Source organism: Rhodococcus sp. WAY2, from assembly GCF_009859915.1.
In the GTDB taxonomy this organism is placed as follows: domain Bacteria; phylum Actinomycetota; class Actinomycetes; order Mycobacteriales; family Mycobacteriaceae; genus Rhodococcus_F; species Rhodococcus_F oxybenzonivorans.
On record NZ_CP046572.1, the window covers coordinates 288,398 to 314,720 of the forward strand.

Here is a 26,323-nt window from a genome sequence, read left to right on the forward strand (position 1 = left end):
GTCCGTCACCTGTTGTAGATGATCAGGTCCGCGCACCCGCGCGTTTCGGCCACCATCGACGCGTTGATCTCGTCGGTGCCGTGAGCCCAGGCGTGGGCCGCGGGACCCGATTTACCTGCCGCGCGGTGCCGATCGATCAGACGCGCCAACCTGAGCTCGCGTGGGGTCTCGAGATACCAGACCTCGTCCATCACCGAACGCGCGCGCGGCCAGGCACCTGAAGCGGCGAGCAGATAGTTACCTTCGGTGAACACCACATCGACGGCGCGCGGCACTGCGATCGAGGCAGCCACCGGATCGCCGAAGGCGTGGTCGAAGTCGGGCGCATAGACGACGTCCTCGTCGCGGCTGCGCAGCCGCTCCAGCAGAACGGCGAACCCGGCATCGTCGAAGGTGTCGACGGCACCTTTGCGATCCACCGACCCCAGCGCGCGCAGCACCGTGTTGCTGAGGTGGAAACCGTCCATCGGGACCACCACCGTCCGAACCCGCCTCGGCAGGGCCGCCACAACCTCGGTGACCAACGTCGATTTCCCGGTGCCGGGTGGTCCCGTCACCCCGACGATCAGGCGCTGCCCCGGCACCCGGAGTCCGAGCACACGCTGGGCCAGCTCCTGGGGGTCGGCGGAACCCGTGACCGCGTGGTTGTCCATGGTGCGCCCGTCTGATCGTGCCGGTCAGTCTGCGGTGAGAGTAGTCGGCGGTCTCCGTGGTGCGGCTGTCTCAGCCGGTGGCGCGCCGGAACGATCCGTCCAGGCGAGCGTGGCGGCGGCACCCAAAACACCCATGAGCGTCCCGACGCCGAAGCCGCCGAAATTGGCGGCCGGAAGCGCGACGAGAGCGAGGAGCATCGCGCCTCCACCTGCCGTGACCCGCGTCTTCGGCCGCACCAGCACCGAGCCTGCGCACAACAGCATGGAGGCACCGAGGAATAGCGTGGACACTCCCGAGATGGTGCTGATCGAGATCAGAAGATCACCGACCTCGAGGGTGGTGTAGGCGGGAAGCAGGAGGAACGCAGCGGAGACAGTGAGCATGACCGCGCCCCCGAACGGGCGCATGCCGCGCCAATGCCGGAAGCGTTCTCTTCGGGTGAGCGGTGGTTCAGCTGTCAGCAACTTTTTGCACCCATCTCGGAGGTAATCGTGAAGTCGCGCAACGACAGTGAAGTCGCGGTGAGGGACACTCCTTCCAGGCGGGCGCCCGTCATCGACGATTCCGCGGCCACCATCCCCGACGTGACCACACCCTGCACGTCCCCGGTGGCCGAAACATCGGCGCCCATCTCGACGTTCGAGATTCCGATCGAACCACCGAGGACGGACGCATCGGCCACAAGGTCGCGGGCTGTCGTGCCCTCACCCGGGACCCGAAGGAACATCGTGACGTCCCCGACCAGGGGCAGGCCGTGTGCGACCGTCGAGAGACACACGTCGGTCAGTCGAGCGGACTCGATCAGGATCGCGACCGTGGGCAACTGCCCTGCCTTCGTTTCGACCTGGCGAGGAAAGACGGTGATGCTCTCGCCCTCCACTGCCGACATCGTCCCGACGAACCTCTGACCCGACAGCGCGACGTTCATGGGTAGTTGTCCGTCGGCTATCCCGGCACCGAGGATCGTGGCGGCAAGCAACCCGCCGGACACGATCGCGGCGAAGCGTCCCTTACGCAGCGCTCCCATTCGTTACCGCCAACTTTGGGACGCGCAAGCGGAATTGGGCATGGTGGCGGTCATCAATCTCCTGAGTGTGCTGGCCGGCGTGGGAAGGGAGCGGGCTCCGTCCCCGGGCTGCATGCTCAACCGCGGGCGCAAGGCTAACAGTTGGCAAATCGTGCCGCAAAGTCGACGGGGCTTGCGGTGGAATCAATGGGAGGACTAAGGTAGAACATACGTTCGAATTGGGGGGTTCGATGGCGGATGGGGATTCAGTTGATGCACGCGATGCCGGGACGGTCGGTGTCGCCGACGTGCGCGCGGTGGTGGACCGCTTGCGCGTCGTCGAGCGCCACTGTGACGACGGTGTGCGGGTCGATCTACTGCGGGCGTTGGAAGAATTGAAAGCGGCCTGTGCGGGGGCGCAAGCTCGGGTAACCGCCGATTTCGCTTCCTCGCAACAGGAAGCAGCCGGATCGGCGAAAGTCCCTGTGTCGCAGCGCGGGCGTGGAATCGCGGCGCAGGTGGGACTCGCGCGACGGGACTCACCTTGGCGAGGGAACCGGCACCTGGGCATGGCGACGGCGTTGGTACACGAAATGCCCTTCACTCTGCGGTTGCTCGAACGCGGACTGCTCAGTGAATGGCGAGCGACGTTGCTCGTGAAGGAGACAGCCTGCCTGTCCCGGGAAGACCGGACAGTCTTGGACCGCCGATTGTGTGAAGACCCGGCCACCTTGGACGGCCTCGGGGACCGTGCGGTCGCGGCCAAGGCCCGAGCATGGGCTGCAGAAGTGGACGCGGCAGCGGTGGTGCGCCGCGCCCGGCGGGCGGAATCCGATCGGCGGGTCTCCTGCCGTCCGGCACCGGACACGATGGCGTATGTGAGCGCCTTGTTGCCGGTAAAGCAGGGTGTCGCGGTGCAGACGACGTTGTCGCGGGACGCAGCCGCGCTGATTGCAGCCGGGGACGGGCGGAGTCGGGGTCAGATCATGGCGGACCTGCTCTTCGAACGGGTCACCGGCGCCGGGGCCGCTTCAGGATGTGCGGTCACGGTAAATCTGGTGATGTCCGACTACACCCTGCTCGCCGGCGGGTCCGAGCCGGCGCACCTGCAGGGGTACGGCCCCGTGCCGGCCGCACTAGCGCGGGAATGGGTCGGCAAGAGAGGAGGTGGCGAGGCAGTCGGAGGTCACGAGACTGGGGGTCGCGAAGCAGCCGGAGGTCGGGAGACCACGGGCACAGCTCCGTCTGCTGAGCCAATGATGCTGCTGCGGAGGGTGTACGCGTGCCCGGAGTCGGGGTCGCTGACCGCGGTGGAGTCGCAGGCGCGGAAGTTCCCAGTGGGACTGGCGCGCATGATCGACCTGCGCGACCGCACGTGCCGCACGCCCTGGTGTGATGCGCCGATCCGGCACCACGACCACATCAGGTCGTGGCACAAGGGCGGGCCGACGACACTCGAGAACGGGGCAGGATTGTGTGCGGCGTGCAATTACGCGAAGCAGGCCGCCGGCTGGCATGCGACCACGCCGAAGCGGCGGCAAGGGGAGGTACACGCGTACGACTTCCTCACCCCGACCGGGCACCGCTACAAGTCTGCCGCACCGGCTCTCCCGATACCGATACCGATGTCGGACGTCGTCGACCCGATGGCCGGGGACCTGCCCGCCGCGTACGACGAGTCGGCCTGACGGGAGGTAGGGCGTTTGCCCGACAGTGTGCCGGGGCACGCTGGAGAAATGACGCACGGAGAGGATCCAGCTCATCGCAACGACGATCCTGCGCTGATGTTGCTCGGCCGCACCCGCGCATTGTGCGAGGGGTGCCTCGACACGGTAGGCGTGGATGGGTCGGCAGTCGCCGTGTTCGCCGGTGACACCACTCGTGACCTGGTGTACGCCACCGACTCGACCGCCGAGAGCATCGACGAATTGCAGTTCACCCTCGGCGAGGGGCCGTGCCTCGCCGCGTACCGCTCCCACAGGCCCGAGCTTCACGCCGATATGGCCGATCCGGCCGAATCCGCGCGGTGGCCGGCGTTCGCGCCGGAGCTGGTCGCGCTCGGGGTCCGCGGCATCTACGCCTTTCCTCTCGGACTGTGGAACGGGGGACGAGTCGGTGTCCTCGAGCTGTATAGCGACAAGCCTCGGACGCTCGACGGTGCCCAGTACCGCGCGGCCGAGGACTGCGCCGCGATGCTCGGTCCGACCGTGCTCGAGGAGCTCGACCCCACTCGCTACCCGTCGGTCTGGACCGATCCGGCGTTGTTCCCCCACGGCAATGTGCACGTCGCGGCGGGCATGATGGCGGGCCAGCTACGTATCTCGCCAGCTGATGCGATCTCCCGGCTGCGGGCGATGGCCTTCGCCGAGGAGCGCAGGATCACCGCGCTTGCGGAAGACATCATTGCCGCTCGTGTGACATTTCCTCCCGAGGAGCCTCGTGGTGAGCGCGGATGACCTTGTGTGTGGGGCGCCGAAGGTGGGTAAGCGGTCCGTCGAGTCGGGTCCCTACACGCTCAGGAGAAATTATGCGCAAGTTCGCAGCAGGCATCGCCGCGGCCGCACTGTCGTCCGGCATCATCCTCGTCGGAGCGGGTAACGCTGCCGCGGAACCTGTCCCGGACGGGACCTATCAGGGAACCACCGACGTGCCTGGAGGCGGACTGATCTGGAAGGGCAAGACCTTCCGGAACGGCACGGTCACCAACAATTTCGTGTTCGGTCTCAGTGGTCTGAGCGGCAACTACTACGAAGATGCGGCGGGCAGAACCGTCATCGATTACGGCCCCTCGGGTCTCGGATTCCTCACTGACACGATGGTGGCCAACGGGGACGGCTCCTACACCGGCGCCACGTACATCAACGGCAATCAGGTCGGAGGTTTCCGGTTGGCGAGGTAGGACCGACAGTGCGGGTCGGTTCAGTCGATTCGCCTGAGCAGTAACAGTGCGCGTGGCCCGACCTCGATGTCGGCTCCGGCGAGGAATATCGACTTCGGCTGTTCGGCCTCGGGCAGTCGGGTGTCGACGACGAGCTCCCAGGACTTTCCGTACTCGATCGACGGCAGGGGAAAGGTAATGCCGTCGTGATGAGCGCTGAGGTACAGCAGGAACGAGTCGTCGGTGACGGGTAACCCGTAGTCGTCGGTGTCGGGGATAGCGTTGCCGTTGAGAAAGATTCCTACGGCACGACCGAAGTCGACGAGCCAGTCCTGCTCGGTCATCTCGCTTCCGTCCGGGCGCAGCCAGGCGATGTCGGGGAGGTTGTCGCCCCGTCGTTGCACGGGGCGGCCTTCGAAGAACCGTCTCCGGCGGAACACTGGGTGCTGGGTGCGTAGCTGCGCGAGCCGCCGGGTGAACGCGAGGAGGTCCTCGTCGGTGGCGGCCCAGTCGACCCAGGTGATCGCGTTGTCCTGGCAGTAGGCGTTGTTGTTGCCGTGTTGGGTGCGGCCCAGTTCGTCACCGTGGCTGAGCATGGGCACACCTTGCGACAGCAGGAGGGGTCGGACCGAGGTGATTGCCTTCGGCGGTGTGGTTGTAGACGACGTCGAGGATGACCTCGATCCCCGCCTGGTGGACGGCCCGGACCATCGCCTTGAATTCCTGGACCTGGCCTGCCGGTGATCTGCTTATCGCGTACTTGGCGTCCGGCGCGAAGAAGCCGATGGTGTTGTATCCCCAGTAGTTGGACAGTCCGCGCTCCTGCAGAAGCGCGTCGTCGGCGAAGTGGTGGACCGGCATCAGCTCGAGCGCGGTCACCCCGAGACTGCGAAGATGTCCTAGGACGGCCGGGTGTCCGAGGGCCGCGTAGCTGCCTCTCATTTCCTCCGGTACGGCCGGCTGCAGCGCTGTGAGCCCTTTGACGTGGGCCTCATAGAGGACGGTGTCCGCGTAGGCATGCCGTGGAGGGCGATCGGTGCCCCAATCGAAGAAGGGGTTGATCACCACAGATTTCGGCATGTGCGCTGCGGAGTCTTCGTCGTTCCGGCTGTCGGGGAAGCCGAAGTCGTAGCCGAACAGTGACTGATTCCAGTCGAACCGCCCGTCGATCGCCTTGGCGTAGGGGTCGAGAAGAAGCTTGTTCGGGTTGCACCGGGCTCCCGCGCCCGGATCGAAGGGCCCGTGCACGCGGTACCCGTAGCGCTGGCCGGGTTCGATGCCCGGGAGAAGGCATGCCAGATGAAGCCGTCCAACTCGACAAGTTCGATCCTCGTTTCGGTGCCTGCGGTGTCGAACAGGCACAACTCCACTCGTTCGGCGACTTCACTGAACAGGGCGAAGTTCGTGCCCGACCCGTCGTACGTCGCCCCCAGGGGATAGGCGGAGCCCGGACGAAGCAGCATGAGCGCCCTTCGGTGGTTGGTCGGACGGAAATGATGGCGTACGTCGAGCGAGTTTCCGGGCCGAAGGGGAATAAAACCTGAGTGTGATGCGCTCAACTTTGCACACACTTCCGCATTCACTCGTGGACGAGGAGGTCGAGGACGATGGCATTGCCAATTCGCCGACATGCCGATGTGGCGCAATCGGACCCATTCCGCATCGTGGGCTCGTAGACCCCGCCCGAGTCCGTAGAGGCTGCGCGAGCCCGACGGATAGAGATCACCTCGGGCTGACTCGGCAGGGCCGGAAACCTTGACTGACCAGCTCGGGAGTCGGAAAATTGAGTCCAACAGGCTCAACTCTGAAACACGCAGTCTTTCCATAACTGAGGAGGAAAAAATGGCACGCGCGGTCGGTATCGACCTCGGTACAACCAACTCGGTCGTGTCAGTGCTCGAGGGCGGCGACCCGGTAGTGGTTGCCAACTCGGAAGGGTCCCGGACCACGCCCTCCGTGGTCGCCTTCGCCAAAAACGGTGAGGTGCTGGTCGGCCAACCCGCCAAGAACCAGGCGGTCACCAACGTCAGCCGGACGGTGCGGTCGGTCAAACGCGAGATCGGCACGCCGTGGACGGTGGAGATCGACGGCAAGAAGTACACAGCGCAGGAGATCAGTGCCCGGGTTCTGATGAAGCTCAAGCGTGACGCCGAGTCGTATCTGGGCGAGGACATCACGGACGCCGTGATCACGGTCCCCGCCTACTTCAACGACGCGCAACGGCAGGCCACCAAGGAAGCCGGCCAGATCGCCGGCCTGAACGTGCTGCGCATCATCAACGAGCCCACCGCTGCGGCACTGGCCTACGGCCTGGACAAGGGCGACAAGGAACAGACCATCCTGGTGTTCGACCTCGGCGGCGGCACCTTCGACGTCTCACTGCTCGACATCGGCGAGGGTGTCGTCGAGGTCCGCGCCACCTCCGGTGACAACCACCTCGGTGGTGACGACTGGGATCAGCGCATCGTCGACTGGCTGGTCGACAAGTTCAAGGCGCAGAACGGCATCGACCTGACCAAGGACAAGATGGCGCTGCAGCGCCTGCGTGAGGCGGCGGAGAAGGCGAAGATCGAGCTGAGCTCTTCGCAGAGCACCTCGATCAACCTGCCCTACATCACCGTCGACGCGGACAAGAACCCGCTGTTCCTCGACGAGCAGCTCTCGCGCAGCGAGTTCCAGAAGATCACCTCCGATCTGCTCGACCGCACCCGCGCCCCATTCCAATCGGTGATCAGGGACAGCGGTATTGCGGTCAAGAACATCGACCACGTCGTGCTCGTCGGTGGTTCCACCCGCATGCCCGCCGTCTCCGACCTGGTGCGCGAGCTCACCGGCGGTAAGGAACCGAACAAGGGTGTGAATCCGGACGAGGTCGTCGCGGTGGGCGCTGCCCTGCAGGCCGGTGTCCTCAAGGGTGAGGTCAAGGACGTGCTGCTCCTCGACGTCACGCCGCTGTCCCTCGGTATCGAGACCAAGGGTGGGGTGATGACCAAGCTCATCGAGCGCAACACCACCATCCCGACCAAGCGGTCCGAGACCTTCACCACGGCCGACGACAATCAGCCGTCGGTGCAGATTCAGGTGTTCCAGGGTGAGCGCGAGATCGCCTCGCACAACAAGCTGCTCGGCTCGTTCGAGTTGGCGGGCATTCCGCCGGCTCCGCGCGGGGTGCCGCAGATCGAGGTCACCTTCGACATCGACGCTAACGGCATCGTGCACGTAACCGCGAAGGACAAGGGCACCGGCAAGGAAAACACCATCAGGATCCAGGAGGGCTCCGGTCTGTCCAAGGAAGAGATCGACCGGATGATCAAGGATGCCGAGGCGCACGCTGCCGAAGACTCCCGACGGCGCGAGGAGGCCGAAACGCGGAATCAGGCCGAGTCGCTGGTGTACCAGACCGAGAAGTTCATCAAGGACAACGAGGACAAGGTTCCCGAGGACGTCAAGGGCAAGGTGCGGTCGGCGATCAAGGAAGTGCAGGATGCTCTGGCCGGCACCGACATCGGGGCGGTCAAGTCCGCGGTCGAGAAGCTGGCCACGGAGTCCCAGTCCTTGGGTCAGGCAATGTACGACACCCAGGCGCAGCAGGGCGGCGCGCCCGGCGGCGACGGGACCACGGGGTCCGATGGATCCGAGCAGGTGTTCGATGCGGAGGTGGTGGACGAACCCGGGAGGGAGGATGCGCGATGAGCACTGAGCGCAGCAACGGGAAAGAACCACCGCGAGAACCGATTTCGATCACCGATAAACGCCGGGTCGATCCGGAGACCGGGCAGGTTCGAGAGCACACGCCCTCGCAACCCCCGGTCGCCGGCGGTCGGAGCCAGTCCGCCGACGGTGGGAAGACGGGCGCGCCCGACGGTGGGAAGACGGGCGCGCCCGACGAGGATCGAGTGGCGGAGCTGACCGCCGATCTGCAACGACTGCAGGCCGAGTTCGCAAACTACCGGCGGCGGGTCGAACGCGATCGGCAGGTCACGGCCGAGATCACGAAGGCTTCCGTAGCGGAGAAGTTCCTCGGGATCCTCGACGACCTCGACCGGGCACGCAGCCACGGCGACCTCGAGCACGGACCACTGCGCGCTATCTCGTCCAAGATCCGGGCAACGCTTGCGGACCTGGGGGTGGCCGCATTCGGCGAGGAGGGCGATCCGTTCGATCCGACTCTGCACGAGGCAGTTCAGCACGAGGGCGACGGGCACGAGCTCGTCGTAGGAAGTGTGCTGCGCCGCGGTTACAAATTCGGTGACCGCAAGGTGTTACGGACGGCGATGGTCACCGTGGTGGACGCTCACCGATCGTAGGGACTGTGAAAGGAGGATGCCCGGTGACGCAGCAGGAATGGTTGGAGCGGGACTTTTATGCCGATTTGGGCGTCTCCTCTGGTGCGTCGGCGGACGAGATCAAGAAGGCGTACCGGAAGCTGGCCCGCGAGCTGCATCCGGACGCCAATCCGAACGACTCCCGCGCCGAGGAACGGTTCAAGTCGGTCAGTGAGGCGCACGCCGTGCTGTCGGACCCTGCCAAACGTAAGGAGTACGACGAGACGCGGCGGCTGTACAAGGCAGGAATGTTCGGTAACACCGGATTCCGCCCAGGCCCGACCGGCACCTCCCGAATGAGCGATTTCGACCTCGGCGATCTTTTCGGGAACGGATCGCACTTCACGACTGCCGATGCCGGCTCGATGAGTGACGTGTTCGGTGATCTGTTCCGGAGTCGCCGACAGACCACCCGGGCGCGCCCACGTCGGGGTAGCGATATCGAGACAGAGACACATCTGTCCTTCCGGGATGCGGTCAACGGTGCGGTCGTACCCTTGCGCATCAGTGGACCGACGGTGTGTACCACCTGTCACGGCAGCGGGTCTCGTCCGGGAACTCATCCGCGTCGGTGTCCCTACTGCGGTGGTTCCGGCGTGCTCAACCGGAACCAAGGCGGGTTCGGGTTCAGTGACGCCTGCGACGAGTGCCGTGGCACCGGCTCGGTGGTCGATTCACCGTGCTCGGACTGTCACGGAGCCGGGGTCGCGAACCGCACCCGCACCATCTCGGTGCGCATCCCCGCCGGGGTGAGTGACGGGCAACGAATCCGGCTTCCCGCACAGGGTGAGCCGGGTCTGCGAGGCGCGCCGTCGGGCGATCTGTACGTGAATGTGCAGGTGGATCCCGACCCCGTGTTCGCCCGTGCCGGTGACGACCTGACGGTGACCGTACCGGCGACGTTCAGCGAATTAGCCTTGGGCACAACGATCTCGGTTCCCACTCTCGACGGTCGTGTCAGCGTGAAGATTCCGCCGGGTACCCCGACTGGTCGGACCTTCCGATTACGGGAGCGTGGCGTACCGCGCCGCAGCGGACCACCCGGAGATCTGTTGGTGACCGTGGAGGTCGCCGTGCCGCCCCGGTTGGATCAGCATGCGGTCGATGCGCTGCGCACGTACGAGAAAGCGGAGAAGTCCGCGGGATTCGATCCACGCGCCCACTGGCCAGGTCGCGGATGACGCTCAAGACGATCACCCCACTCGGTACCGAGGTTGGTGCGCCGGCGGAATGGGTATCTCCTACACGATGATGGGGAATTTCCGGAACGGAGGTGGGCTGTGGACAGCTTCCTGGCCACCCCACGGCGGGTGGCGGTCGCGGGAGACTGGCACGCCGACACCGACTACGCCGTCGGCGCGATCGCTCGTGCGGGAGCCCGAGCCGCCGATGTGATCGTCCAGCTCGGCGATTTCGGTTACACATTCCGCCCCGCATACCTCGACAGCCTCGACGCCGCCCTCGCGGAGGAGGGCTTGGTCCTCGGTTTCGTCGATGGCAATCACGAGGACTTCGACTGGCTGTTGCAACAACCGATCGCCGACGACGGACTGCGGTATCTGCGGGAACGCATCGTCCACCTGCCGCGCGGGCTGCGCTGGCAGTGGGGTCAGCTGCGGTGCCTGGCTGTCGGCGGGGCTTGCTCGCTCGACAAGATACTGCGGACCCCGCACACCTCGTGGTGGCCGCAGGAAGCCCTGAGCGCCGACGAGGTCGGCGCCATCACCGCCGCTGGTGGTGCCGAGGTGATGTTCTGCCATGACTGTCCCGCCGGAATAGCCGTCCCCGGGTCGGCTCGTCGTGAGGCCGGTGTGCCACCCGACGAGTTGCGCGCGACTGCCGAGAACCGTGATCGACTTCGGATGATCGTCGACGCGGTTCGGCCGATTCGGTTGTGGCACGGCCATTTTCATCAGCGCTACCAAAGCCTGCTCGACGCCGGGGACTATCGCACCGTCATCGACGGGTTGGGCCGCAACAGCGATCCGATCGATAACAACATGGTCGTCGTCGATGTGGCGGCGCTCGGCAGGCACGTCGCGGTGACACCCGCGTCCGGCGACGGGCGGGTCAATCCGTTCGCCGACGCGGACGCCGTTACCCCCACACGGCCGCTCAATCGGGTTCGGGGGTCCAGGCGCCGAGGAGAAACTCCGGCCTGACCGTGGGATGTCCACCCGACGGGCCCGGGGACTCGTCGAGTGGGCGGGGAACTGACGGGGTCCGGTTACGCGGCTGCGAAGTTCGTGGCCGGTGCAGTGCGTCGGTGCCACGCCGGGTCGTACACGTAGGCCAGTCGGCCGAGGGTCACTGCCGCGAGCATCAGGCCGAAGTCGCGCAGTGCGATGTCGTAGAAGCCCGGATAGCTCAGCAGGTTGACGATGATCCCGGCGAGCCAGGCGGCAACGATGTAGGCCGCGTATCGCGGTTTGATCGCGACAGCGATCCCGGCGACGATTTCGATCACTCCGACCACCAGCATGGTCTGGTGGGCGCTGAGGGGGACGATGTCGACGATCCAGGGTGCCAGGTAGTTCTCCCAGGTGGTGAGCAGATTTGTGAACTTGTCGAGGCCCATGACGATCGGCAGCACGGTGAAGCCGATGCGTAGCAACAGAAATGCGCCATAGGCAGGGTCGCTGCGTGCGCGTTGCACGGCGGCACCGAGGGAATGTTCAGAGACTGCTGACGAGGAGCGTGGCGTCGGGGCGTTCATCACTGATCCTTCTGTAAAAGTAATAGGAACTGTTTTTAGAATCCGCCCGCCCGCACCTATTTGTCAATAGTTCTTGGTGATAGAGTCGAGGCATGTCCTCCACAGCCCGATCGGCTGCGCCGGCGGCTCTGGCGGCGCTGAGTAATCTGGATGATCCGTTGCGGCGCAAGCTGTACGAGTACGTAACCGAGAGCGCCACGCCGGTTTCCCGCGAGGAAGCGGCCGCGGCCGTCGAGATCGGTCGAACCCTCGCGGCCTATCATCTCGACAAGCTCGCCGATGCCGAACTGTTGACCATTAGTTACCAGCGGCCGGCGGGCCGGAGCGGTCCCGGGGCCGGACGTCCGGCGAAGTTGTATGCCCGGGCCACGAAGGAGATGGCTGTCAGTGTGCCGCCGCGGGACTACGAACTGCTCGCCCGGTTGCTCGTCTCCTCCGTGGAACAGGATGCCAGCGGAGCCGTTCGGAACGCGGTGAACGAGGCGGCGCTCGATGCCGGACGCCGATCTGCCGCCGAGTCCGGGGGCAACCTTCTGGCGGCGCTCCGAAGCTGCGGATACCTGCCGCAGGTAGCTGACGACGGCCGAGTCGAGTTGCGTAACTGCCCGTTCCATCTCGTCGCCCAAGACCATCTGGACGTGGTGTGCGGGCTGAACTTACGGCTCGTCGAGGGGATGATCGCCGGAAGCGCCGAACCCGGTGCGCGGGCGGTACTCGATCCGCGACCCGACTGGTGCTGTGTAGTGGTCGACCCTCCGGAGTCCTGACTGTCTGCCTCGACCCGAACCGATCACGACGACGGCGCGGTGAAGTTACGCATGAAGTTCCGGGCTACTTCGTGAACTTTCGTGTTGGTGCGTTGGGAGATCTTGGCGAGCCGTTCGAATGCCTGGTCGCTCGAGATTCCGTGGATGGCCATCAGTACGCCTTTGGCCTGGTCGATGTCGGCGCGTGACCTCAGCGCATTCTGAAGCTGGAGGACTTGGTCGTGTGCGCGCTGCCAGCGGAGTGCATTGGCGATGGCCTCCGAGGCCGCCGTGGTGAGCAGCCGCACCAGTTGTTCGTCGAAGGGGTCGAAGGCTTCCGTGCGATAGCTGTACACGTTGAGAGATCCGATGAGTTCGGAGTGGTGGGCTCGGCCGACGACCGCGCGAACCGGCTCTCGTGTGTGGGCGGCTTGTAGGCAGGGCTGCCCACGGCCTGCGGCGTACTGGCGTTCGTCGATGGCGGCGACAGCGGCGTCGGTCGTGGCAACTGTGTCCGGAACGCCATCGACGAGGCGGGTGACGCTGGCGGCATCGGCCTCGGGGAGTGCCGTGACGGCTGTGTGAGCCACTCGTTGCAAGGCCGTCTCGAGTGGTTCGCAGGCGGTGGCCTCGTCGCGGCTATGGTCTCGACGTTACGCCGTGAGGCCGTGTGCGAGGCTGCTCATCCGGCAGTTTTCGGCTGCGTCGACCGACGCCTATTCGTCGGCGATTTCTCGGTCGTCGTCCATGGGCACGGCGAAAGCCTGTTCCCACACGTCGGCCTCGGGGGCGTCCCACCTGCCGGAGGTGGGCGGTATCAGCTCGGTGACTGGGGCTGCCGACTGCTGTTGTTCGAAGCTGTCGGCCTCGGGAGCGTCCCACGACGACCGCGAAGTCACGGGCTGCTCGTCGGCGATCGAGCGGTTTCCTGCATCGGTGGGGTCGGCGGGTTGTGCTTGCTCGAGCTGGTCGGCTTCCGGAACGGCATCGGAGAGGTCGATGTCCATGGTCGGTGTCCTTTCTGCTCGTAGCTGGGCGTTGTCGGCAGCGAGGCGGGTGTTGTCCCGTTGAAGTTTCTCGGTTCGACGCTCGAGGTCCAGAATTCGGCCGATCCCGGCCAGGTTGACGCCGGCCTCTATCAGCTCGGAGACCCGCTGGAGGCGTGCGAGGTCGTAGTCGCTGTAGCGGCGGTTACCTCCGCTCGTGCGTGCCGGTGTGACCAGTCCGTACTGCTCGTAGAAGCGCAGCGTTTGGGCCGCGATGCCCGACAGTTCGGAGGCGACGGAGATGCCGTAGAGGCCGCGCCGGGATTTCGGAAGGATTTTCCTCGGCATAACACCTCCTCGGAAGTGGAATTCTCGCTGCCTTCGATTTACCCGATAATACTCCTCGTGCTGCAATAAACCTACAGTAAATGCTGCAAATATCTGGTCTCTCGCCGTCACCGGGGTGGCAGGTCGGGAAAGGTGGAGGTCTCGGCGTCGAGCATGGCGTTGAGCCAGACCAGGGCCTCGACCAGAGTGGTGGCCCGCACCGCTGGATCGGATTCGCGTTCGGCCGCCGCGAGCTGCGCACGGGCGGCGGCGCGATCGTCGGCCAACAACGCCAGCACCGACCGCCCTACCCGGCCCTGTCCGGGAGGCAGATCGCCGGCACCCACCGTACGGCCGGCGGTGGTTCGGACCTCGAGGACGAAGGATTCCCCATCCGCTGCCGCGCCCAGGCGCGCGACGACCACGTCCGCGAGCGCGGTGACAATCCAGGTCAGTACATCCCCGTAGAGGGCCGGCCGAGACAGCGAACTCCCGGGCGACTGCACGAGCGGGGACAACTCCGCAGAGAGCGCCGCGTAGTCTCGATCGGCGACCAGCGCTATCAGATGTCCGGCGACAAACCTTGCCTCCGGATACGCCCGGCCACCGAAGTCCGAAGCCATGAGCGACGAATACCCATCTCGATGGGGAACACGCACCCAGGGCCGGATCAGGCAGGTCGGATCCGGCGTTCGTTACCGCACAGTCGTCAACGGTGACGCCGGACCGGCCCGGCCCGGAACATCGGTGCCGGGTCGCTCGATGCGTGGTGCCGGACGCGAATAATCGTCGGTGCGACCCCTGCGCTCGGTGGCGCAATCAGGCTCTGCCGGTCGTATTCGGCGCGACGGAGCGGGTCACGGAGCACGGCGTACGCGGCCAGTAGGTGTTGCAGCGACTCATCCGAAGGCTGGGTGTCGAGTGCGGCTTCGCGGGTATCGGGGTGGAACTGCCGCAGTCTGCGCCGGTAAGCGCTGGTGATCTCGCTCTGGGTTGCGCTGCGTGGCAGCCCGAGGATGTCGTAGAAGTCGGTGCGGGTGTTCATGATCCGCGGATCTCCGGTACCGGCGCCGCGGACGGGGTCCAGGGCGCCGACGGGAGTGGGAGGGGCGAGGCGCGCTCGCCCCTCCCCGGTTCAGGGTCAGGCGTTGACTGCCTTCTTCTCTGTGTTGGTACCGATTTCGATCTTGCGCGGCTTGGCCTTCTCGGCGACTGGGATGGTCAGGGTGAGCACCCCGGCGTCGTAGCGAGCCTCGATCCGGTCGGTGTCGAGGTTCTCACCGAGGAACAGTTGCCGGCTGAACACGCCCCGTGGCCGTTCGGCCGCGACCATTTCCTTGTTCTCGTCCCGACTCGGCCGTTCGGCGTGCACGGTGAGAACGTTGCGTTCGACGTCCAGGGTCAGCGAATCGGCGTCCACTCCCGGCAGGTCGAATTCGACGATGAACTTCTCACCTTCTCGCCAGGCGTCCATGGGCATCACTGCCGGGCGGGCAGCGGTACCGAGGATCGACTGGGTCAAACGGTCGAGGTCGCGGAACGGATCTGTGCGCATCAACATCGTGTCCACCTCCAGAAAACCCTCTCGTTGTGACAGGTTACCTGCAGCAGATGCTGTAGATTCGTTATAGCATCTGTCGTAGTTGAAAACAAGGGCTCTGGCAAGAAAATTCCTGGTCGGAGTCCCTTTCTGGTCCTTCGGGACTCACGAAGCGGGCTGAGTCTCGATCGTCCGTAGACGCTGCTGGAACGTGCGCAGCAACAGGATCGCCGCGGTCAGCAATCCGCAGGAAAGGCCGATCCACATGCCGTAGGTGTCGAGGCCGAACCCGAAGGCGAACAGAAGGCCCACCGGCAAACCCACCAGCCAGTACCCGATGAGGGTGATCCCGAAGCTCGAGGCCGTATCGCCCACGCCGCGTAGCAGTCCGATACCGATGTTCTGGGCGGAGTCGGCGAACTGCTGGAAAATCGCGATCGCGAGAAGCACCGTCGCGATGGACACGGCCGTGGTGTCAGAGGTGTCCATGAACAGCGACAGCACCCAGGTCGGTGCCAGGAGATACACGACACCGACGACGGCGATGACGATTGCCGCGTGCGAGAAGGCAACCCGGGCGGTCAGACGCGATTTGATCGCCTCACCGAGTCCGACGAATCGGCTGACCAGGATCGACGAACCGTGCGAGATGCCCACCGACACCTGGAAGACGATGTAAGTGAGCTGGTTGACCACGGTATGGGCGGCCAGAGGGGGAGCGCCGAAGCTGCCGATGATCACGGCGGTCACCGAGAACAGACCCGCCTCGCTGCCGTAGGTTCCGGCGATCGGGACCCCGAGACGGAGGATCGTCCGTACGGTCTCGGGCCGGGATCGGTGGATGGCAAAGCTGAGCATCGGCGACAGCACGTCGTCGCGGCGCACCATGGCCGCGAAGATCCCGAAGGTCAGCAGGTACACCAGAGAGGTGGAGACACCGATGCCCGGCAGGCCGAGGGCGGGAAGCCCGAAGGTGCCGTAGATGAAGGCCCAGTTGAGGGCGATGTTGAAGAGCACGGACAGGATGGTGATGACGAGCAGTGCCTTGGGCCGCCGCATGCCGACGGTGAACTGGCGGATCACCTGGAACCACAAGCACGGCACCAGGCCCGGGGCGAGCGCGATGAGCATCGGCAACGCCATGTCGAGAACCTCGGCGTCCTGGCCGACGAACCGGAGCCCGTAACCGAGCCCGACGAGCAGGATGCCGCCGAGGATTCCGGCGACCGTGGCGATGAGGAAGCTCGACCGGACGATGTCGCGAACCTCCTCCGCGGTGGCCTCGGACGGCGTGGTGTCGCCTGTCCGCTCACCGCGGCCGACAGCCCCGGAGATGAGGTTGCCGACGGCGGTCACCAGCCCGACGCCCATGGTGCGCAACTGGTTGAACAAGGTGATGGCCAGACCGCCTGCCGCGAGGGCCTGGATGCTGATCAAGCCCATCATGACGGTGTCGGTGGTGGTGAGCGCCACCTGCGCGAGCTGGGTCAGGGCGATCGGTGCAGAGAGATAGGCGAGTTCGCGACTGGTCTGCCGGTAACTCTGTGTGGGCGCGATGGTTCCTGTGCTTCCGTGTGTCATGCGTACTCGATCGGCGACTGCTCGCGGGCGGACCGGCTTGCCGGTACTCCGGCCGCATCGAGCTTCTCGTCCACGTGCAGCTCGGCGGCGAGGTCGAGGAGCTCGTGGCGTGTCATCCATTCGTCGTCGAAAACTGTATCAAGGTACTTCTCGCCACCGTCGCAGACGATCGTGACGACGGTGCTGCCGGCGGGCAGCGTCGGGAGGACATCGAGTGCGGCGAAGATGGCGCCGCCGGACGAACCACCGACCATGAGCCCGTTCCGCCGGGCCAGAGCCCGAGCGGTCGCGAAGGCGTCGACATCGGACACCTTGACGCCCTGATCGAGGAGCGAGTAATCGACTGCGGTTCCGATGGTGGCTCCGGGAGGAGTGCCGGTGCCCGACTGGTGGTACGCCCCACCGGGTCCGCCGAAGGCGATGGAACCGACGGGTTCGACACCGATGACGGTGGTCGACTGCCCGAGCCGCCGCAGTTCGCGCGCCGTCCCGAACAGCGAGCCGCCGGTTCCGACCGCGCAGACCAAGGCGTCGATCGGCGAGGCCGCGTCGTCGAGGAGCTCCGCGGCGAGCGCGCGGTAGCCCACGGCGTTGCTCGGGTTGTTGTGTTGCTCGGGAAACCACCCGTCCGGATCCGCCGCGGCCATCTGCTCGGCGAGGTCCTCACGGGCCGAGGTGGCGAGCTCGGTTTCGCCGTCCTCGGTGACGAAGTGCAAGTGGGCGCCCATTGCCCGCATGGATCGCAGCTTCTCGGCGCTGGCGTGGTTGTCGACGACGGCGGTGAAGCGGTATCCGCGTTCCGCCGCGACCACAGCCAGCCCCAGTCCCGTGTTGCCCGAGGTGGATTCGATGATGTGACCTCCGGGACGCAGCAGTCCCGCGACCTCGGCGTCTATCACCATCTGGCGCGCCATCCGGATTTTCATGGACCCGGTCGGATTGAACTGCTCGAGTTTGAGGAGATAGCGTGTCCCGTTCTCGAGGGTGCACAGCTGCAGCAGGGGAGTGGAACCGATCAGATCCGACACTCGGCTGACGACGCGGGCGGTAGTGGCAATGGTCTCCACTGTCTTCTCCTAATTGCTGATGGGACGGTCGAGTTCCCAGGCGGGTCGGCCGTCGACGTATGTGATGACGACCTTGGGCGGGACGGGGGTGTCGTGAAACGCGGATTCGTTCGAGTCCATCTGGTAGCCCGCGGTGTTGTGGTACACCAGGAAATCGCCTGGGACGGGTCGGTGCGGGAACTCGATCACTCGCCAGGTCAGCATGTCCGATTCCAGACAGGTCGCGGCCCCGACCGACGCGAAAAACGGGGTGCGGTCCTCGGTAGGCGTCGTTGCGGACACCAGCTGAGGGTCCGGGAGGAATTCGGTGTCGAACCACTGTTCGGACAGGCTCAGGCTCGTGCCGTTGACGACGATCATTCCGGGATCGCGTTCCTTGACTCCCAGGACGGGGAACACGGTGATCCCGGCGCGGTCCAACAGGGCGCGACCCGGTTCGGCGAAGAACGAGATGCCGTGGTCCTGGCTGAACTGGGCCAGCGATTTCCGTCCCGGTGCGGGTTCGGTGAGGATGGCCCGCAAGGCGTGCGCTCCGGTGATCGCCGAGTGGTACGGGTAGTAGCTGTCGAAGCGCTTACCGGCATGAAATGCGTGGGCCGATTCGCCCATGAATCGCTGCCAGTCCTCCTGCGGCACATAACTGATGGGGTACCCGCCCCCCAGGCTGATCGTTCCGGCAGCGAGCCCCTGCGCGCGGGCGGCACGGAGGCGTTCGACCAGTTGACCGGCCTGATCGCGACGCTCGGGAATGCTGTACCCGGAGAGGTGGAAGCTGTACCCGAGCATCGTCACGTCAGCCGAGCGATCGAGTGCAAGCTGTTCGGCATACCGCAATTCGTCGTCGTTCATCCCGAATCGGCTGGTCTCCGGTTGCGGAAGAACACGGAAGAGGACCCGCACGCCCAGTCCGTCGGACAGATCGGCGAGTGCCCGGAGCTCGCTCGGGGAATCGATGGTGACGACGGCGTCGTGCCGCACGGCCAGAGCGAGAAGTTCGGCCGGTTTGGCGGGGCCGGTGATCAACAGGTCGCTGCCCCGCACTCCCGCCGAGAGTGCTTGGCGGAATTCCCCGGCGCTGGCCACATCGATACCGAAGGTGCCCGAGCGTCCGGCGCGGCGGTCGGTGGTGACGAGGTCGGCGACGGCATCGGCGAAGGCGTTCGCCTTGTTGGCCTTCTTCCCGAAGTAGACGGTCCCGTCGACCCCGGCCTCGTCGAAGACGGCCGCGAAGCTGCGGGCGTTGTGCGAAAACTGTGCCGGGTCGAGAAGATGCACGGGCCCGCCGCCGAATCCCCGCACGAGGGCGCGCAACAGCGACCGGTCGGCGGTGACGGTGTCGGTCCAGGGGGTGGTCAATGCGGGTAGCCGCACCGACCGCAGGATGCTTCGGGTCATGACCACAACTCCAACGGGCTGCCGAGGCCCTGCTCGCGTGCCTTGTGTGCGAACAGGAGTCCGAGCGCGATGTCGGTGACCACGAGTCCGCTGTTGTAGGCGAACACCCGGTCCGACGCCGAAAGGCGGGGCGCCGCCCGGCCGGCCAGAATGTCGGGCAGTTCAGCATCCACCGAACGCAGGACCCCGTCCGGGCCGGCCATGTCGGTACCGGTGGTACGCATCTGTTCGGTGTTGGTGGCCACCACGTAATCCGCGCCCGACAGGGTCGACGGCGACAGACCGTAGCCGACGAGGATGGAGAGCGCGCCAGGGGCGAGCCAGTCGGCTTCGATCCGCGCGGGCGTCGCTTCACCGGCCACAGCGAGGATCACGTCGGCCCGACGGGCGGATGCCTCGAGGTCGGTACTGACCGTGACCGTGCGGTCCGGGTACTGACGAGCCAATTCTTGTCGGACCGCGGCAATTCCGTCCGGATGTGTGCCGAAGAGTTCGAGGTGGGTGAACAGTGGGTGTGCGGTGAGCGCCAATGGCAGCGCGAACCGCCCCTGCGTTCCGGAACCGACGACGAGGACGGTGGACGCGCTCGGTGCCGCGCAGGCCCGGATGATCAGCCCCGATACGGCCGGTGTGCGTAGGGCGCCGATGCGTCCGCAATCCATCAGGGCGATCGGGAGTCCGGTTGCGTCGTCGTACAGCGACAGCGTGGTGTAGTAGCGCTTACTCGTACGATCCCGGTCCGGGTCGAACTTGTACGAGGTCTTGAAAGCCACGGTGGAGCTCTGCCCGTCCCGGGCGAGCATCGAGTAGGCCACCGAGTGTTTGTCGGTGGGAGCTACGGTGAGCTTCCCGGGATTCGTCGACTCTCCAGCCGCCAGAGCGCTGTACGCCTGCTCGACCGCGGCGAGCACCTCAGCGGGGGACACCTCGACCTTGTCGAGATCGCTCGCCGTCAGCGTGAGGATCGGATGGGGTGCGCTCATCGGTTCGCGCTCCTGACGGAGTAGATCGGATGAACACCCGACGGGTCGACGACGTCCTCACCGTACCCGTCCTCGAAGTCCTCGGCGGGGGGTCGATGCCGGCCCGGGACCCGCACGTTGATGCGCTTGAGCCACCGGTCCGTGCCGTCGTAGCGGGGTGTGAAGGGAACCCGCCCGTGCACGATGACGTCGTTGTCGATCATCAGTACCTCCCCGGCGTCGAGGGAGATCGTGCGGGCATGGCGTGCGAGTTCCTCGGACAGTCGGGCGTAGGCGCGCCGATACCGTATGGGAGCCATGTCGAGTGGTGTGTAGGCCGGATCGTAGCGCAGGCACAGCCCGTCCTCGCCGACCCAGAGTGTCGGCAACGCAAGAGCATTGGCTCCAGGTGCTGCCGTGGGCACGCCCGCCGCCGGGTTGGTCTCGTAGGAGGCGTCCGGGAGGATCGGGACCGTGGCGCTGGCGAGTTCGACGAACTCGGCGGGTTCGAGTTCCACCTCCCGGACCGAGGAGATGGTCGTGCCGATCCGGTCGTGATTACGCATCCCGCCGAGCAGAAGGAAGTGGCACCGTCCCGGGTGAAAGGCGTCCTCGGTGTGCGGTTCGAGCAGGACGGTACTGCTCGCCCCCGTCTGTTCCGTCTCGTGTCCCGGAGACGGCACGATGTTGTTGACCAGGCGACCCTCCTGCTGGCCGGACCACCCGAAGGGGGCGCCGACGACATGCGCGAGCAGCAGCATCAGCACGTCCCACTCGGCCGTCCGGTGGGGGTCCACGTCGTTCCATCGCGCGGGGGTGGGACCGATTGCCCGATCGTCGATCTCGAACCCGGACAGCACCTGGAATCCGAGTCCGCGCGGCTCCATGGTGCACGCCTCGCGAACCTCGGCGGGCAGCGTTTTCGCGATGTCCGCTGCCTCACCGATCAGATCGGGATTGTCGACGGTGCCGTACGCCGACACCACCGCCGCGAGAAGGTCTGCAGTGGCCGCCGCTCCGGCAACCGAGATGGCACGCGTGGTCAGTGTTGATGCTGTGGGCATGGAGTATCCAACTTTCGGTCAGACGATCGAGAACCGTCGTTGCTGAGAAGAAAGTGTTGTGTGAGTGCGAGATTCGAAAAGGCTCACGGCCGGAATCAGTGTATGGGAAGGCTAACCTCATTTTAGGCCAACCGAAACCTTCTGTGCGGCAGATCACACTACTCGGCGGATCAACGTATTCCTATGTGGCAGTGTGGTTTAACGATTGATTACCTTTGGATTCGACGGGTCGGCGGAGCCGGCCGGCCGCGGCATATGAGCCTGATTCGACTACCCGTCCGTCGTCGATCACGAGTACGTCCCGACAGTATCGGGCCGCGAGTTCCAGATCGTGAGTGATCACGATCAAGCTTGTATGTCGCTCGTGCATCGTCCCGCGAAGCACATCCATGACGGACTGCGCGGTGGCGGCATCGAGCGCGGATGTCACCTCGTCACAGATCAGGACGTCGGGTTCCGCAGCCAGTGCGCGCGCGATCGAAATGCGTTGGCGCTGACCACCGGAAAGTTCGGAAGGGTAACGAGTGGCGAATGCCCCGGTGAGCCCCACGGTGACGAGCAACGCGGTGACCGTGCTGTCGAGGTGTGCCCTCCCGCGGACACCCCGACGCCGCAAGGGCCGGGCGAGGGTATGTCCCACGGTGTGAGCGGGATTGAGTGTCGACAGCGGGTTCTGCGGGATGAGCTGTATCCGGCCGCGCAGCGACCGTGGCCGGCGGGCGATCGGTAACCGGAGCGGGGCATCGTGAAGCCGCATCGTTCCGGTCGCGGCCGGTTCGAGGCCGGCGAGCACCCGTGCCAAAGTCGTTTTCCCGGCTCCTGATTCGCCGAGAACTGCGGTCGCCTCACCCGGGCGGACCGTGAGATCCACACCCGCCAGAACAGCTCTGTCGCCACGGACGAGACCGAGGTCGGCTGCGGACAGCACGGCGGAACCGCGTGGCGTCTCGGCCGTCGTGGCAGTGGTGTGCACCCTCATGGTGACGGGGACGCCCAGGTGCACGGTGTGATCCGCGAGTTCGTGCAAGATCGTGGTGTCGTGACCGGACACCGCGACTGCGACACCGGTATCGGCGAGACGGCGTAGGACGTCGGCGACTTCGTGCCGCACACGTCCGTCCAATCCGGCGAACGGTTCGTCGACAAGGAGCACGTCGACACCTCGTATCAGTGCCCGGGCGAGCGCCACCCGCCGCTGCTGGCCGCCCGAGAGGGCGCCCGGACGGCGATGCAGAACCGATGCGGGTAACTGCACACGCTCCAGGACGCGGGCCGGTTCGTCGGGGTCGCGGGTGGCGGCGACTTCACGGAGCAGCGCGCCCACTCGCATGGTGGGGTTCAGGGCCGATCCGGGATCCTGTCCCACGAAGGCCAGGTGTGCCCGGCGGAGTCGGCGCAGGGGTTCGGGCTCCAACGTCAGTACGTCGTGCCCCAGCACCCGGAGACTGCCGGACTCGCGGCGGGCTCCGGGCGGAAGGTATCCGACGATTGCCTGCAGCAGTGTTGTTTTTCCCGATCCGGATTCACCGGTGATTGCGGTGACCGTGCCGGGGCGCAGGGTGATCGACCCGTCCTGCAGGAGCGGCGTCGCCGTGCCGGCGGCGGTGATGGTCAGGTGCTCGGCGACCACTGCCGGATCCGTCATACCTGCACCCCCTGCCGGCCGGTCCGGGCCGAGGCGATGGCGAGATTGACACTCACCGCGAGCAACCCGATCGCGAGGCTGGGCGCGAGAACCGACCACGGGTTGAGCAGGGCCCCGGAGCTGTTCTCCCGGACCATCAGAGCCCAGTTGGAATCCCCGAGCGCCGTCGGCAACTGGAGGAACGCGGCAGTACTCACGAGGTACATCGCCTCCACGAAGCGGAGGCCGAGCTGGGTGGTCACCGTCGTGCGCAGGTTCGGTAGGACTTCGCGGAATACGAGATACGCCAGGCGCTCGCCACTCGCGGCGGCGACTTCGATGTATCCCGACGCGGCGACACCACTGGCGGCAGCGGCGAAAACCCGCGCGGTGTAGGGGGTGCCGACGACCACGGCGATCAGTACCAGGCCGGCGGCGCCCGAACTCGGCCACGATAGCATCACGAGCAGGATCGCGAGGATCGGCGGAAGCAGCATCAGGGCGTCGGTGGACCGTTCGATGATTGCGCCGACCCGGGGCCGCAGGGCCGCTACGGTACCGATGACGGCCGCCAGCGCCGTGACGAGGACGGCGATCACCGCGGCGAGCACGAGCAGTCCCCATCCCCCGACGAGGAGATGCGTCAGGACGTCCTGGCCGAGGTGATCAGTGCCCAAGGGCGCCGCCGCGGACGGCTCGGCGTAGGGAATGTCGACACCGGCGTCCACCGCGTGCGGTGCGAAGAAGGGGCCGAGGACGGCCAGCGCGATGACGGCGGCAGCGGGGAGCGCGAGCAGCGCAGGACGCATCCAGGGCCGGCTCATGCGCGCCCCCGGACCGACCACGCGCGCAACAGGTCCGCGGCCAGCAGTACACAGGTGATTGCGGCACCGGTCAGTGCGACCACCGAGGCGACCAGTGCCGCGTCACGGTCGGCGACCGAACCGGACAGGACGGAGCCGATGCCGGGATAGTTGAAGATCGTTTCGACCACCAGCGCGCCCCCGAGCAGCATTCCGACGGAGGTGGCCAGGGAAGTGGCGATGGTCGGCAGCGCGATCGGCAGGATATGGCGTAGCAGTACGTGCCGGTGGGGCAGGCCGTCGAGGACGGCGGCGAGCACGTGCGGCGCCTGCGCGGCCTCGTGCAGGGCCGCACGCGTCACTCGAATGTTCCACCCGGACTGGGGGATTGCGAGAGCGATGACGGGCAGCACCAGCATGGAGGAGTCCAGGGGGCCGCCTGCCGAATCGGTGATCGTCACGGCGGGAAACCAGCCGGTTCCCAGCGAGAAGGCAAGGACGAGCAGGGTGGCGATGACGAATTCGGGAACCGCGATCACCATCGTGGTGGCCGGTGACAGGACGCGGGCGCCGGCACTGCGTGGGCGCAACGCCCACAGAGCACCACCGAGCAGCGCCGCCATCGTGGTCAGGGCCAGTGCGAGCCCCCCGAGCAGCAACGTGCTCGGGAACTTGGACGCAAGTATCTCGGTGATCGGGGTGCCACGCACGGTGGTTCCGAGATCACCGGTGAGCAGCCCCTTGAACCAGATCAGGAATCGCACCGGCAGTGCCCGGTCGAGTCCCAGCGACTGCTCGGCAGCCGAGATCTGTTCCTCGGTGGCATCGCGGCCGAGGGCTGCGCGCGCCGCGCTGCCCGGGAGGAGATCGATGGCGACGAACACGAGGACCAGGACGAGTACCAGGATCGACACCCGTTGGGCGAGCACCACCGAGACCCGTGTCCCGAGGGTGGTGAACCGACGGGCGTCGGCCGCCACGACTGTGGCGGCCGACGCGGCCGTGGTGGTGGACTCGCTCAACTCGACAGCCAGGTCTTTTCCAGTTGTACGCGTCCGTATCCGCCGAGTTGGGGCAGGCCCTGCACCTTCGAGGAGGCGACGTCGACTCCGTCGGCCATGCCCCACACCAGGTAACCGCCCCGTGCGTACTCGATCTCCTGCAGGGTGCGACTCGCCTTGGCGTAGGTGTCGTCGTCAGGAGCCGCAAGCGCCTCGAGGTAGGCGGCGTCGAACTCGGGATCGCGGAACCCGGATTCGTTCCACTTGGTGCCCGAATACATCACCTTGCTGGCGAAGAAGATGACGGAGTCGTTGGTGCCCCAGTTCGCCGTGTACAGCGGAGCCTTCAGCCAGGTTTCGTCGTAGAACGCGTTGGCGTCCTGCGTGACCACGTCGATCGTGACACCGATGTCCCGGGCCTGGGTGGCGAACAGCTTCGCGGAGTCGACCTCGCCTGCAGCTTCCTCCTTGGTGAAGAGGGTGTACGTCCGGCCGGTATCGAAGCCGGCCTCGCGGAGCAGCTGCTTCGCATTCTCGATATCGCGGCTGCGCTGTTTCAGCGACCAGTCGTAGGTGGGGTCGCCGGTGCCCAGCACGTCGTTGGCGACGGTGCCGTACCCGGACGTCACCTGCTTGACCATGGCGTCTCGGTCCACGGCGAGTCGAAGTGCCTCACGCACCCGGGGATCGGCGAACGGACCGTCGGACGTGCGCATGACGATGGGGATCACGACGTCGTTGGGACGGCGTACCACCGTGAGGTTGTCGCGCCCGTCGGCGGTGCGGCCCGCCACGGCTCCGACGTTGGAAGCGAGGTCGATCTGCTGAGCAATCACCGCGTTGGCCATCGCCGTGGTGCTGTCGAAGCGCGTCACCTCGATGGCCTCGAGGAGCGGGGTGCCACCGTGCCAGTTCTCGTTGCGCACCAGGCGCGCGTTCCCGTCGCGGTACGACTCCAGCTTGAACGGTCCCGTACCCACCGGCGTGGTGAAGTCGGTGGTGTCCTTCTTCACGACGAACGTCATCAACCGCAGCAGGAGGGGAAGCTCGCGGTTCGGTGCGGCGGTGGTGATCACGACGGCCGAGGGGCCGTCGGAGACGATGTCCTCCACGGAGGCAACAGGAACCTTGGTCTCGCCGGCGATTTCTCGCAGGCGCCGCAGCGACCACACCGCGTCCTCGGAGGTCACCGGTGTTCCGTCGTGGAATGTCGCGCCCTCGGCGAGCGTGAACTTCCACTTGCGGAGATCCTCGAGCTGGGTCCATTCGGACGCCAGGCGCGGTGCCACGTTGGGGTTTTCGCCGGGGACGGTGAGGGCGTCGTATACCAGCGAGGTGATCAGGAAGTCGCTGTCATTGCTCAGCGTCTGATGGGGGTCGCGTTCGATCTTCGACGGCTGCCCCAGTGCGCCGACCCGCAACGTGCCACCGGAACTGGGGTTTCCGGATCCCTCCGAAGACTCGGAGGAACTACAGGCAGCAAGGGCGATCAACGCCGTCGTGCCGAGTCCGGCAGAGATGAATTGCCGACGGGAGAAAGTCACGTGTGCACACCTTCGCGTTCAACGAACACCAACAAAGCATGGAATGCATAACCTAACTTGTCGGCGCCTGTAAACAGGGCGGTGTTTCCGGCGGGATGCGCCGC

Annotated in this window: 27 protein-coding genes and 2 pseudogenes; 8 read left to right on the top strand and 21 right to left on the bottom strand. The window is 66.0% G+C overall.

All coding sequences use genetic code 11. From position 1 onward, the window contains the following. Positions 1-5 precede the first annotated feature (5 nt). The 3 genes from GFS60_RS01320 to GFS60_RS01330 are packed head-to-tail and all read right to left on the bottom strand — an operon-like array spanning position 6 to position 1,681. A complete protein-coding gene (locus GFS60_RS01320) occupies positions 6-653 on the bottom strand; it encodes a nucleoside/nucleotide kinase family protein (protein WP_159918661.1) in 648 nt (215 codons plus the stop codon). Positions 654-677: 24 nt separating this feature from the next. Then, positions 678-1,118, bottom strand: a complete 441-nt coding sequence (locus tag GFS60_RS01325) for a DUF6114 domain-containing protein (protein ID WP_268962531.1) — start codon at positions 1,116-1,118, stop codon at positions 678-680. Next, positions 1,112-1,681 carry a DUF6230 family protein gene (locus GFS60_RS01330; protein WP_159918662.1) on the bottom strand — a complete coding sequence of 190 codons (570 nt, stop codon included), beginning with the start codon at positions 1,679-1,681 and terminating at the stop codon, positions 1,112-1,114. The genes GFS60_RS01325 and GFS60_RS01330 overlap by 7 nt, the downstream gene beginning before the upstream one ends. Before the next feature lie 230 nt (positions 1,682-1,911). Here GFS60_RS01330 and GFS60_RS01335 point away from each other — a divergent pair, with 230 nt between their 5' ends. The 3 genes from GFS60_RS01335 to GFS60_RS01345 all read left to right on the top strand — a co-directional run bounded on the left by GFS60_RS01335 (position 1,912) and on the right by GFS60_RS01345 (position 4,559). Further along, positions 1,912-3,348, top strand: coding sequence for an HNH endonuclease (locus GFS60_RS01335; protein WP_159918663.1), 1,437 nt, complete (start codon positions 1,912-1,914; stop codon positions 3,346-3,348). Positions 3,349-3,396: 48 nt separating this feature from the next. Beyond that, positions 3,397-4,116 (top strand): GAF and ANTAR domain-containing protein, encoded by a 720-nt coding sequence (locus tag GFS60_RS01340; RefSeq protein ID WP_159918664.1) that lies wholly within the window; start codon positions 3,397-3,399, stop codon positions 4,114-4,116. A 71-nt stretch (positions 4,117-4,187) separates the two neighbouring features. After that, entirely contained in the window at positions 4,188-4,559 is a 372-nt protein-coding gene (locus GFS60_RS01345; protein ID WP_159918665.1) for a hypothetical protein, read from the top strand. 20 nt (positions 4,560-4,579) lie between these two features. On the opposite strand, the gene GFS60_RS40270 is transcribed toward GFS60_RS01345, so the two are convergent. The 3 genes and pseudogenes from GFS60_RS40270 to GFS60_RS40280 all read right to left on the bottom strand — a co-directional run. Beyond that, on the bottom strand, positions 4,580-5,134 hold the full coding sequence (locus tag GFS60_RS40270) for a hypothetical protein (protein WP_442972175.1): 555 nt from the start codon (positions 5,132-5,134) through the stop codon (positions 4,580-4,582). Further along, complete coding sequence (locus GFS60_RS40275) at positions 5,118-5,786, bottom strand: alpha-amylase family glycosyl hydrolase (protein ID WP_442972176.1); 669 nt, start codon at positions 5,784-5,786, stop codon at positions 5,118-5,120. The genes GFS60_RS40270 and GFS60_RS40275 overlap by 17 nt, the downstream gene beginning before the upstream one ends. 35 nt (positions 5,787-5,821) lie before the next feature. Further along, positions 5,822-6,364: pseudogene (locus GFS60_RS40280) on the bottom strand (hypothetical protein); the annotation flags it as partial. A gap of 16 nt (positions 6,365-6,380) precedes the next feature. Here GFS60_RS40280 and dnaK point away from each other — a divergent pair. The 4 genes from dnaK to GFS60_RS01370 all read left to right on the top strand — a co-directional run bounded on the left by dnaK (position 6,381) and on the right by GFS60_RS01370 (position 11,025). Next, a complete protein-coding gene (gene dnaK / locus GFS60_RS01355; protein ID WP_159918666.1) occupies positions 6,381-8,231 on the top strand; it encodes a molecular chaperone DnaK in 1,851 nt (616 codons plus the stop codon). Beyond that, positions 8,228-8,845, top strand: coding sequence for a nucleotide exchange factor GrpE (gene grpE, locus GFS60_RS01360; RefSeq protein ID WP_159918667.1), 618 nt, complete (start codon positions 8,228-8,230; stop codon positions 8,843-8,845). Before dnaK ends, grpE begins: the two co-directional genes overlap by 4 nt. Positions 8,846-8,868: 23 nt before the next feature. Further along, positions 8,869-10,044 (top strand): molecular chaperone DnaJ, encoded by a 1,176-nt coding sequence (gene dnaJ / locus GFS60_RS01365; RefSeq protein WP_159918668.1) that lies wholly within the window; start codon positions 8,869-8,871, stop codon positions 10,042-10,044. Positions 10,045-10,143: 99 nt separating this feature from the next. Continuing rightward, complete coding sequence (locus GFS60_RS01370) at positions 10,144-11,025, top strand: metallophosphoesterase family protein (RefSeq protein WP_236603339.1); 882 nt, start codon at positions 10,144-10,146, stop codon at positions 11,023-11,025. Between the two features lie 65 nt (positions 11,026-11,090). Here GFS60_RS01370 and GFS60_RS01375 read toward each other — a convergent pair whose 3' ends face one another. After that, complete coding sequence (locus GFS60_RS01375) at positions 11,091-11,579, bottom strand: DoxX family protein (protein ID WP_159918669.1); 489 nt, start codon at positions 11,577-11,579, stop codon at positions 11,091-11,093. A 92-nt stretch (positions 11,580-11,671) separates the two neighbouring features. Between GFS60_RS01375 and GFS60_RS01380 the strand changes: the two genes are divergently transcribed. Then, positions 11,672-12,346 (top strand): helix-turn-helix transcriptional regulator, encoded by a 675-nt coding sequence (locus tag GFS60_RS01380; RefSeq protein WP_159918670.1) that lies wholly within the window; start codon positions 11,672-11,674, stop codon positions 12,344-12,346. A 23-nt stretch (positions 12,347-12,369) separates the two neighbouring features. On the opposite strand, the gene GFS60_RS01385 is transcribed toward GFS60_RS01380, so the two are convergent. The 14 genes and pseudogenes from GFS60_RS01385 to GFS60_RS01450 form a co-directional block, all read right to left on the bottom strand. Then, entirely contained in the window at positions 12,370-12,915 is a 546-nt protein-coding gene (locus tag GFS60_RS01385; protein ID WP_236603340.1) for an ANTAR domain-containing response regulator, read from the bottom strand. 419 nt (positions 12,916-13,334) lie between these two features. Further along, a pseudogene (locus tag GFS60_RS38915) lies at positions 13,335-13,659 on the bottom strand (MerR family transcriptional regulator); the annotation flags it as partial. A 107-nt stretch (positions 13,660-13,766) separates the two neighbouring features. Then, complete coding sequence (locus GFS60_RS01395) at positions 13,767-14,261, bottom strand: hypothetical protein (protein WP_159918673.1); 495 nt, start codon at positions 14,259-14,261, stop codon at positions 13,767-13,769. An 86-nt stretch (positions 14,262-14,347) separates the two neighbouring features. Further along, the gene (locus tag GFS60_RS01400; RefSeq protein ID WP_159918674.1) at positions 14,348-14,683 is read right to left on the bottom strand and encodes a J domain-containing protein; all 336 of its coding nucleotides are present in this window, start codon (positions 14,681-14,683) and stop codon (positions 14,348-14,350) included. Positions 14,684-14,779: 96 nt separating this feature from the next. Next, the gene (locus tag GFS60_RS01405; RefSeq protein WP_109334788.1) at positions 14,780-15,199 is read right to left on the bottom strand and encodes an Hsp20/alpha crystallin family protein; all 420 of its coding nucleotides are present in this window, start codon (positions 15,197-15,199) and stop codon (positions 14,780-14,782) included. A 144-nt stretch (positions 15,200-15,343) separates the two neighbouring features. Further along, positions 15,344-16,759: an MATE family efflux transporter gene (locus tag GFS60_RS01410; RefSeq protein ID WP_159918675.1), complete on the bottom strand. Its 1,416-nt coding sequence runs from the start codon at positions 16,757-16,759 to the stop codon at positions 15,344-15,346. Continuing rightward, positions 16,756-17,826 (bottom strand): PLP-dependent cysteine synthase family protein, encoded by a 1,071-nt coding sequence (locus tag GFS60_RS01415; RefSeq protein ID WP_236603341.1) that lies wholly within the window; start codon positions 17,824-17,826, stop codon positions 16,756-16,758. The genes GFS60_RS01410 and GFS60_RS01415 overlap by 4 nt, the downstream gene beginning before the upstream one ends. A 9-nt stretch (positions 17,827-17,835) precedes the next feature. Beyond that, the gene (locus GFS60_RS01420) at positions 17,836-19,221 is read right to left on the bottom strand and encodes an alanine racemase (protein ID WP_159918676.1); all 1,386 of its coding nucleotides are present in this window, start codon (positions 19,219-19,221) and stop codon (positions 17,836-17,838) included. Next, positions 19,218-20,204 carry an ornithine cyclodeaminase family protein gene (locus tag GFS60_RS01425; protein WP_159918677.1) on the bottom strand — a complete coding sequence of 329 codons (987 nt, stop codon included), beginning with the start codon at positions 20,202-20,204 and terminating at the stop codon, positions 19,218-19,220. Before GFS60_RS01425 ends, GFS60_RS01420 begins: the two co-directional genes overlap by 4 nt. After that, entirely contained in the window at positions 20,201-21,247 is a 1,047-nt protein-coding gene (locus GFS60_RS01430; protein WP_159918678.1) for a TauD/TfdA family dioxygenase, read from the bottom strand. The genes GFS60_RS01425 and GFS60_RS01430 overlap by 4 nt, the downstream gene beginning before the upstream one ends. Before the next feature lie 181 nt (positions 21,248-21,428). Continuing rightward, the gene (locus GFS60_RS01435) at positions 21,429-22,892 is read right to left on the bottom strand and encodes an ABC transporter ATP-binding protein (protein ID WP_159918679.1); all 1,464 of its coding nucleotides are present in this window, start codon (positions 22,890-22,892) and stop codon (positions 21,429-21,431) included. Further along, positions 22,889-23,695 (bottom strand): ABC transporter permease, encoded by an 807-nt coding sequence (locus GFS60_RS01440; protein WP_159918680.1) that lies wholly within the window; start codon positions 23,693-23,695, stop codon positions 22,889-22,891. Before GFS60_RS01440 ends, GFS60_RS01435 begins: the two co-directional genes overlap by 4 nt. Continuing rightward, entirely contained in the window at positions 23,692-24,696 is a 1,005-nt protein-coding gene (locus tag GFS60_RS01445; protein ID WP_236603342.1) for an ABC transporter permease, read from the bottom strand. The genes GFS60_RS01440 and GFS60_RS01445 overlap by 4 nt, the downstream gene beginning before the upstream one ends. After that, positions 24,693-26,219 carry an ABC transporter substrate-binding protein gene (locus tag GFS60_RS01450; protein WP_159918681.1) on the bottom strand — a complete coding sequence of 509 codons (1,527 nt, stop codon included), beginning with the start codon at positions 26,217-26,219 and terminating at the stop codon, positions 24,693-24,695. Before GFS60_RS01450 ends, GFS60_RS01445 begins: the two co-directional genes overlap by 4 nt. Between the last annotated feature and the right edge of the window lie 104 nt (positions 26,220-26,323).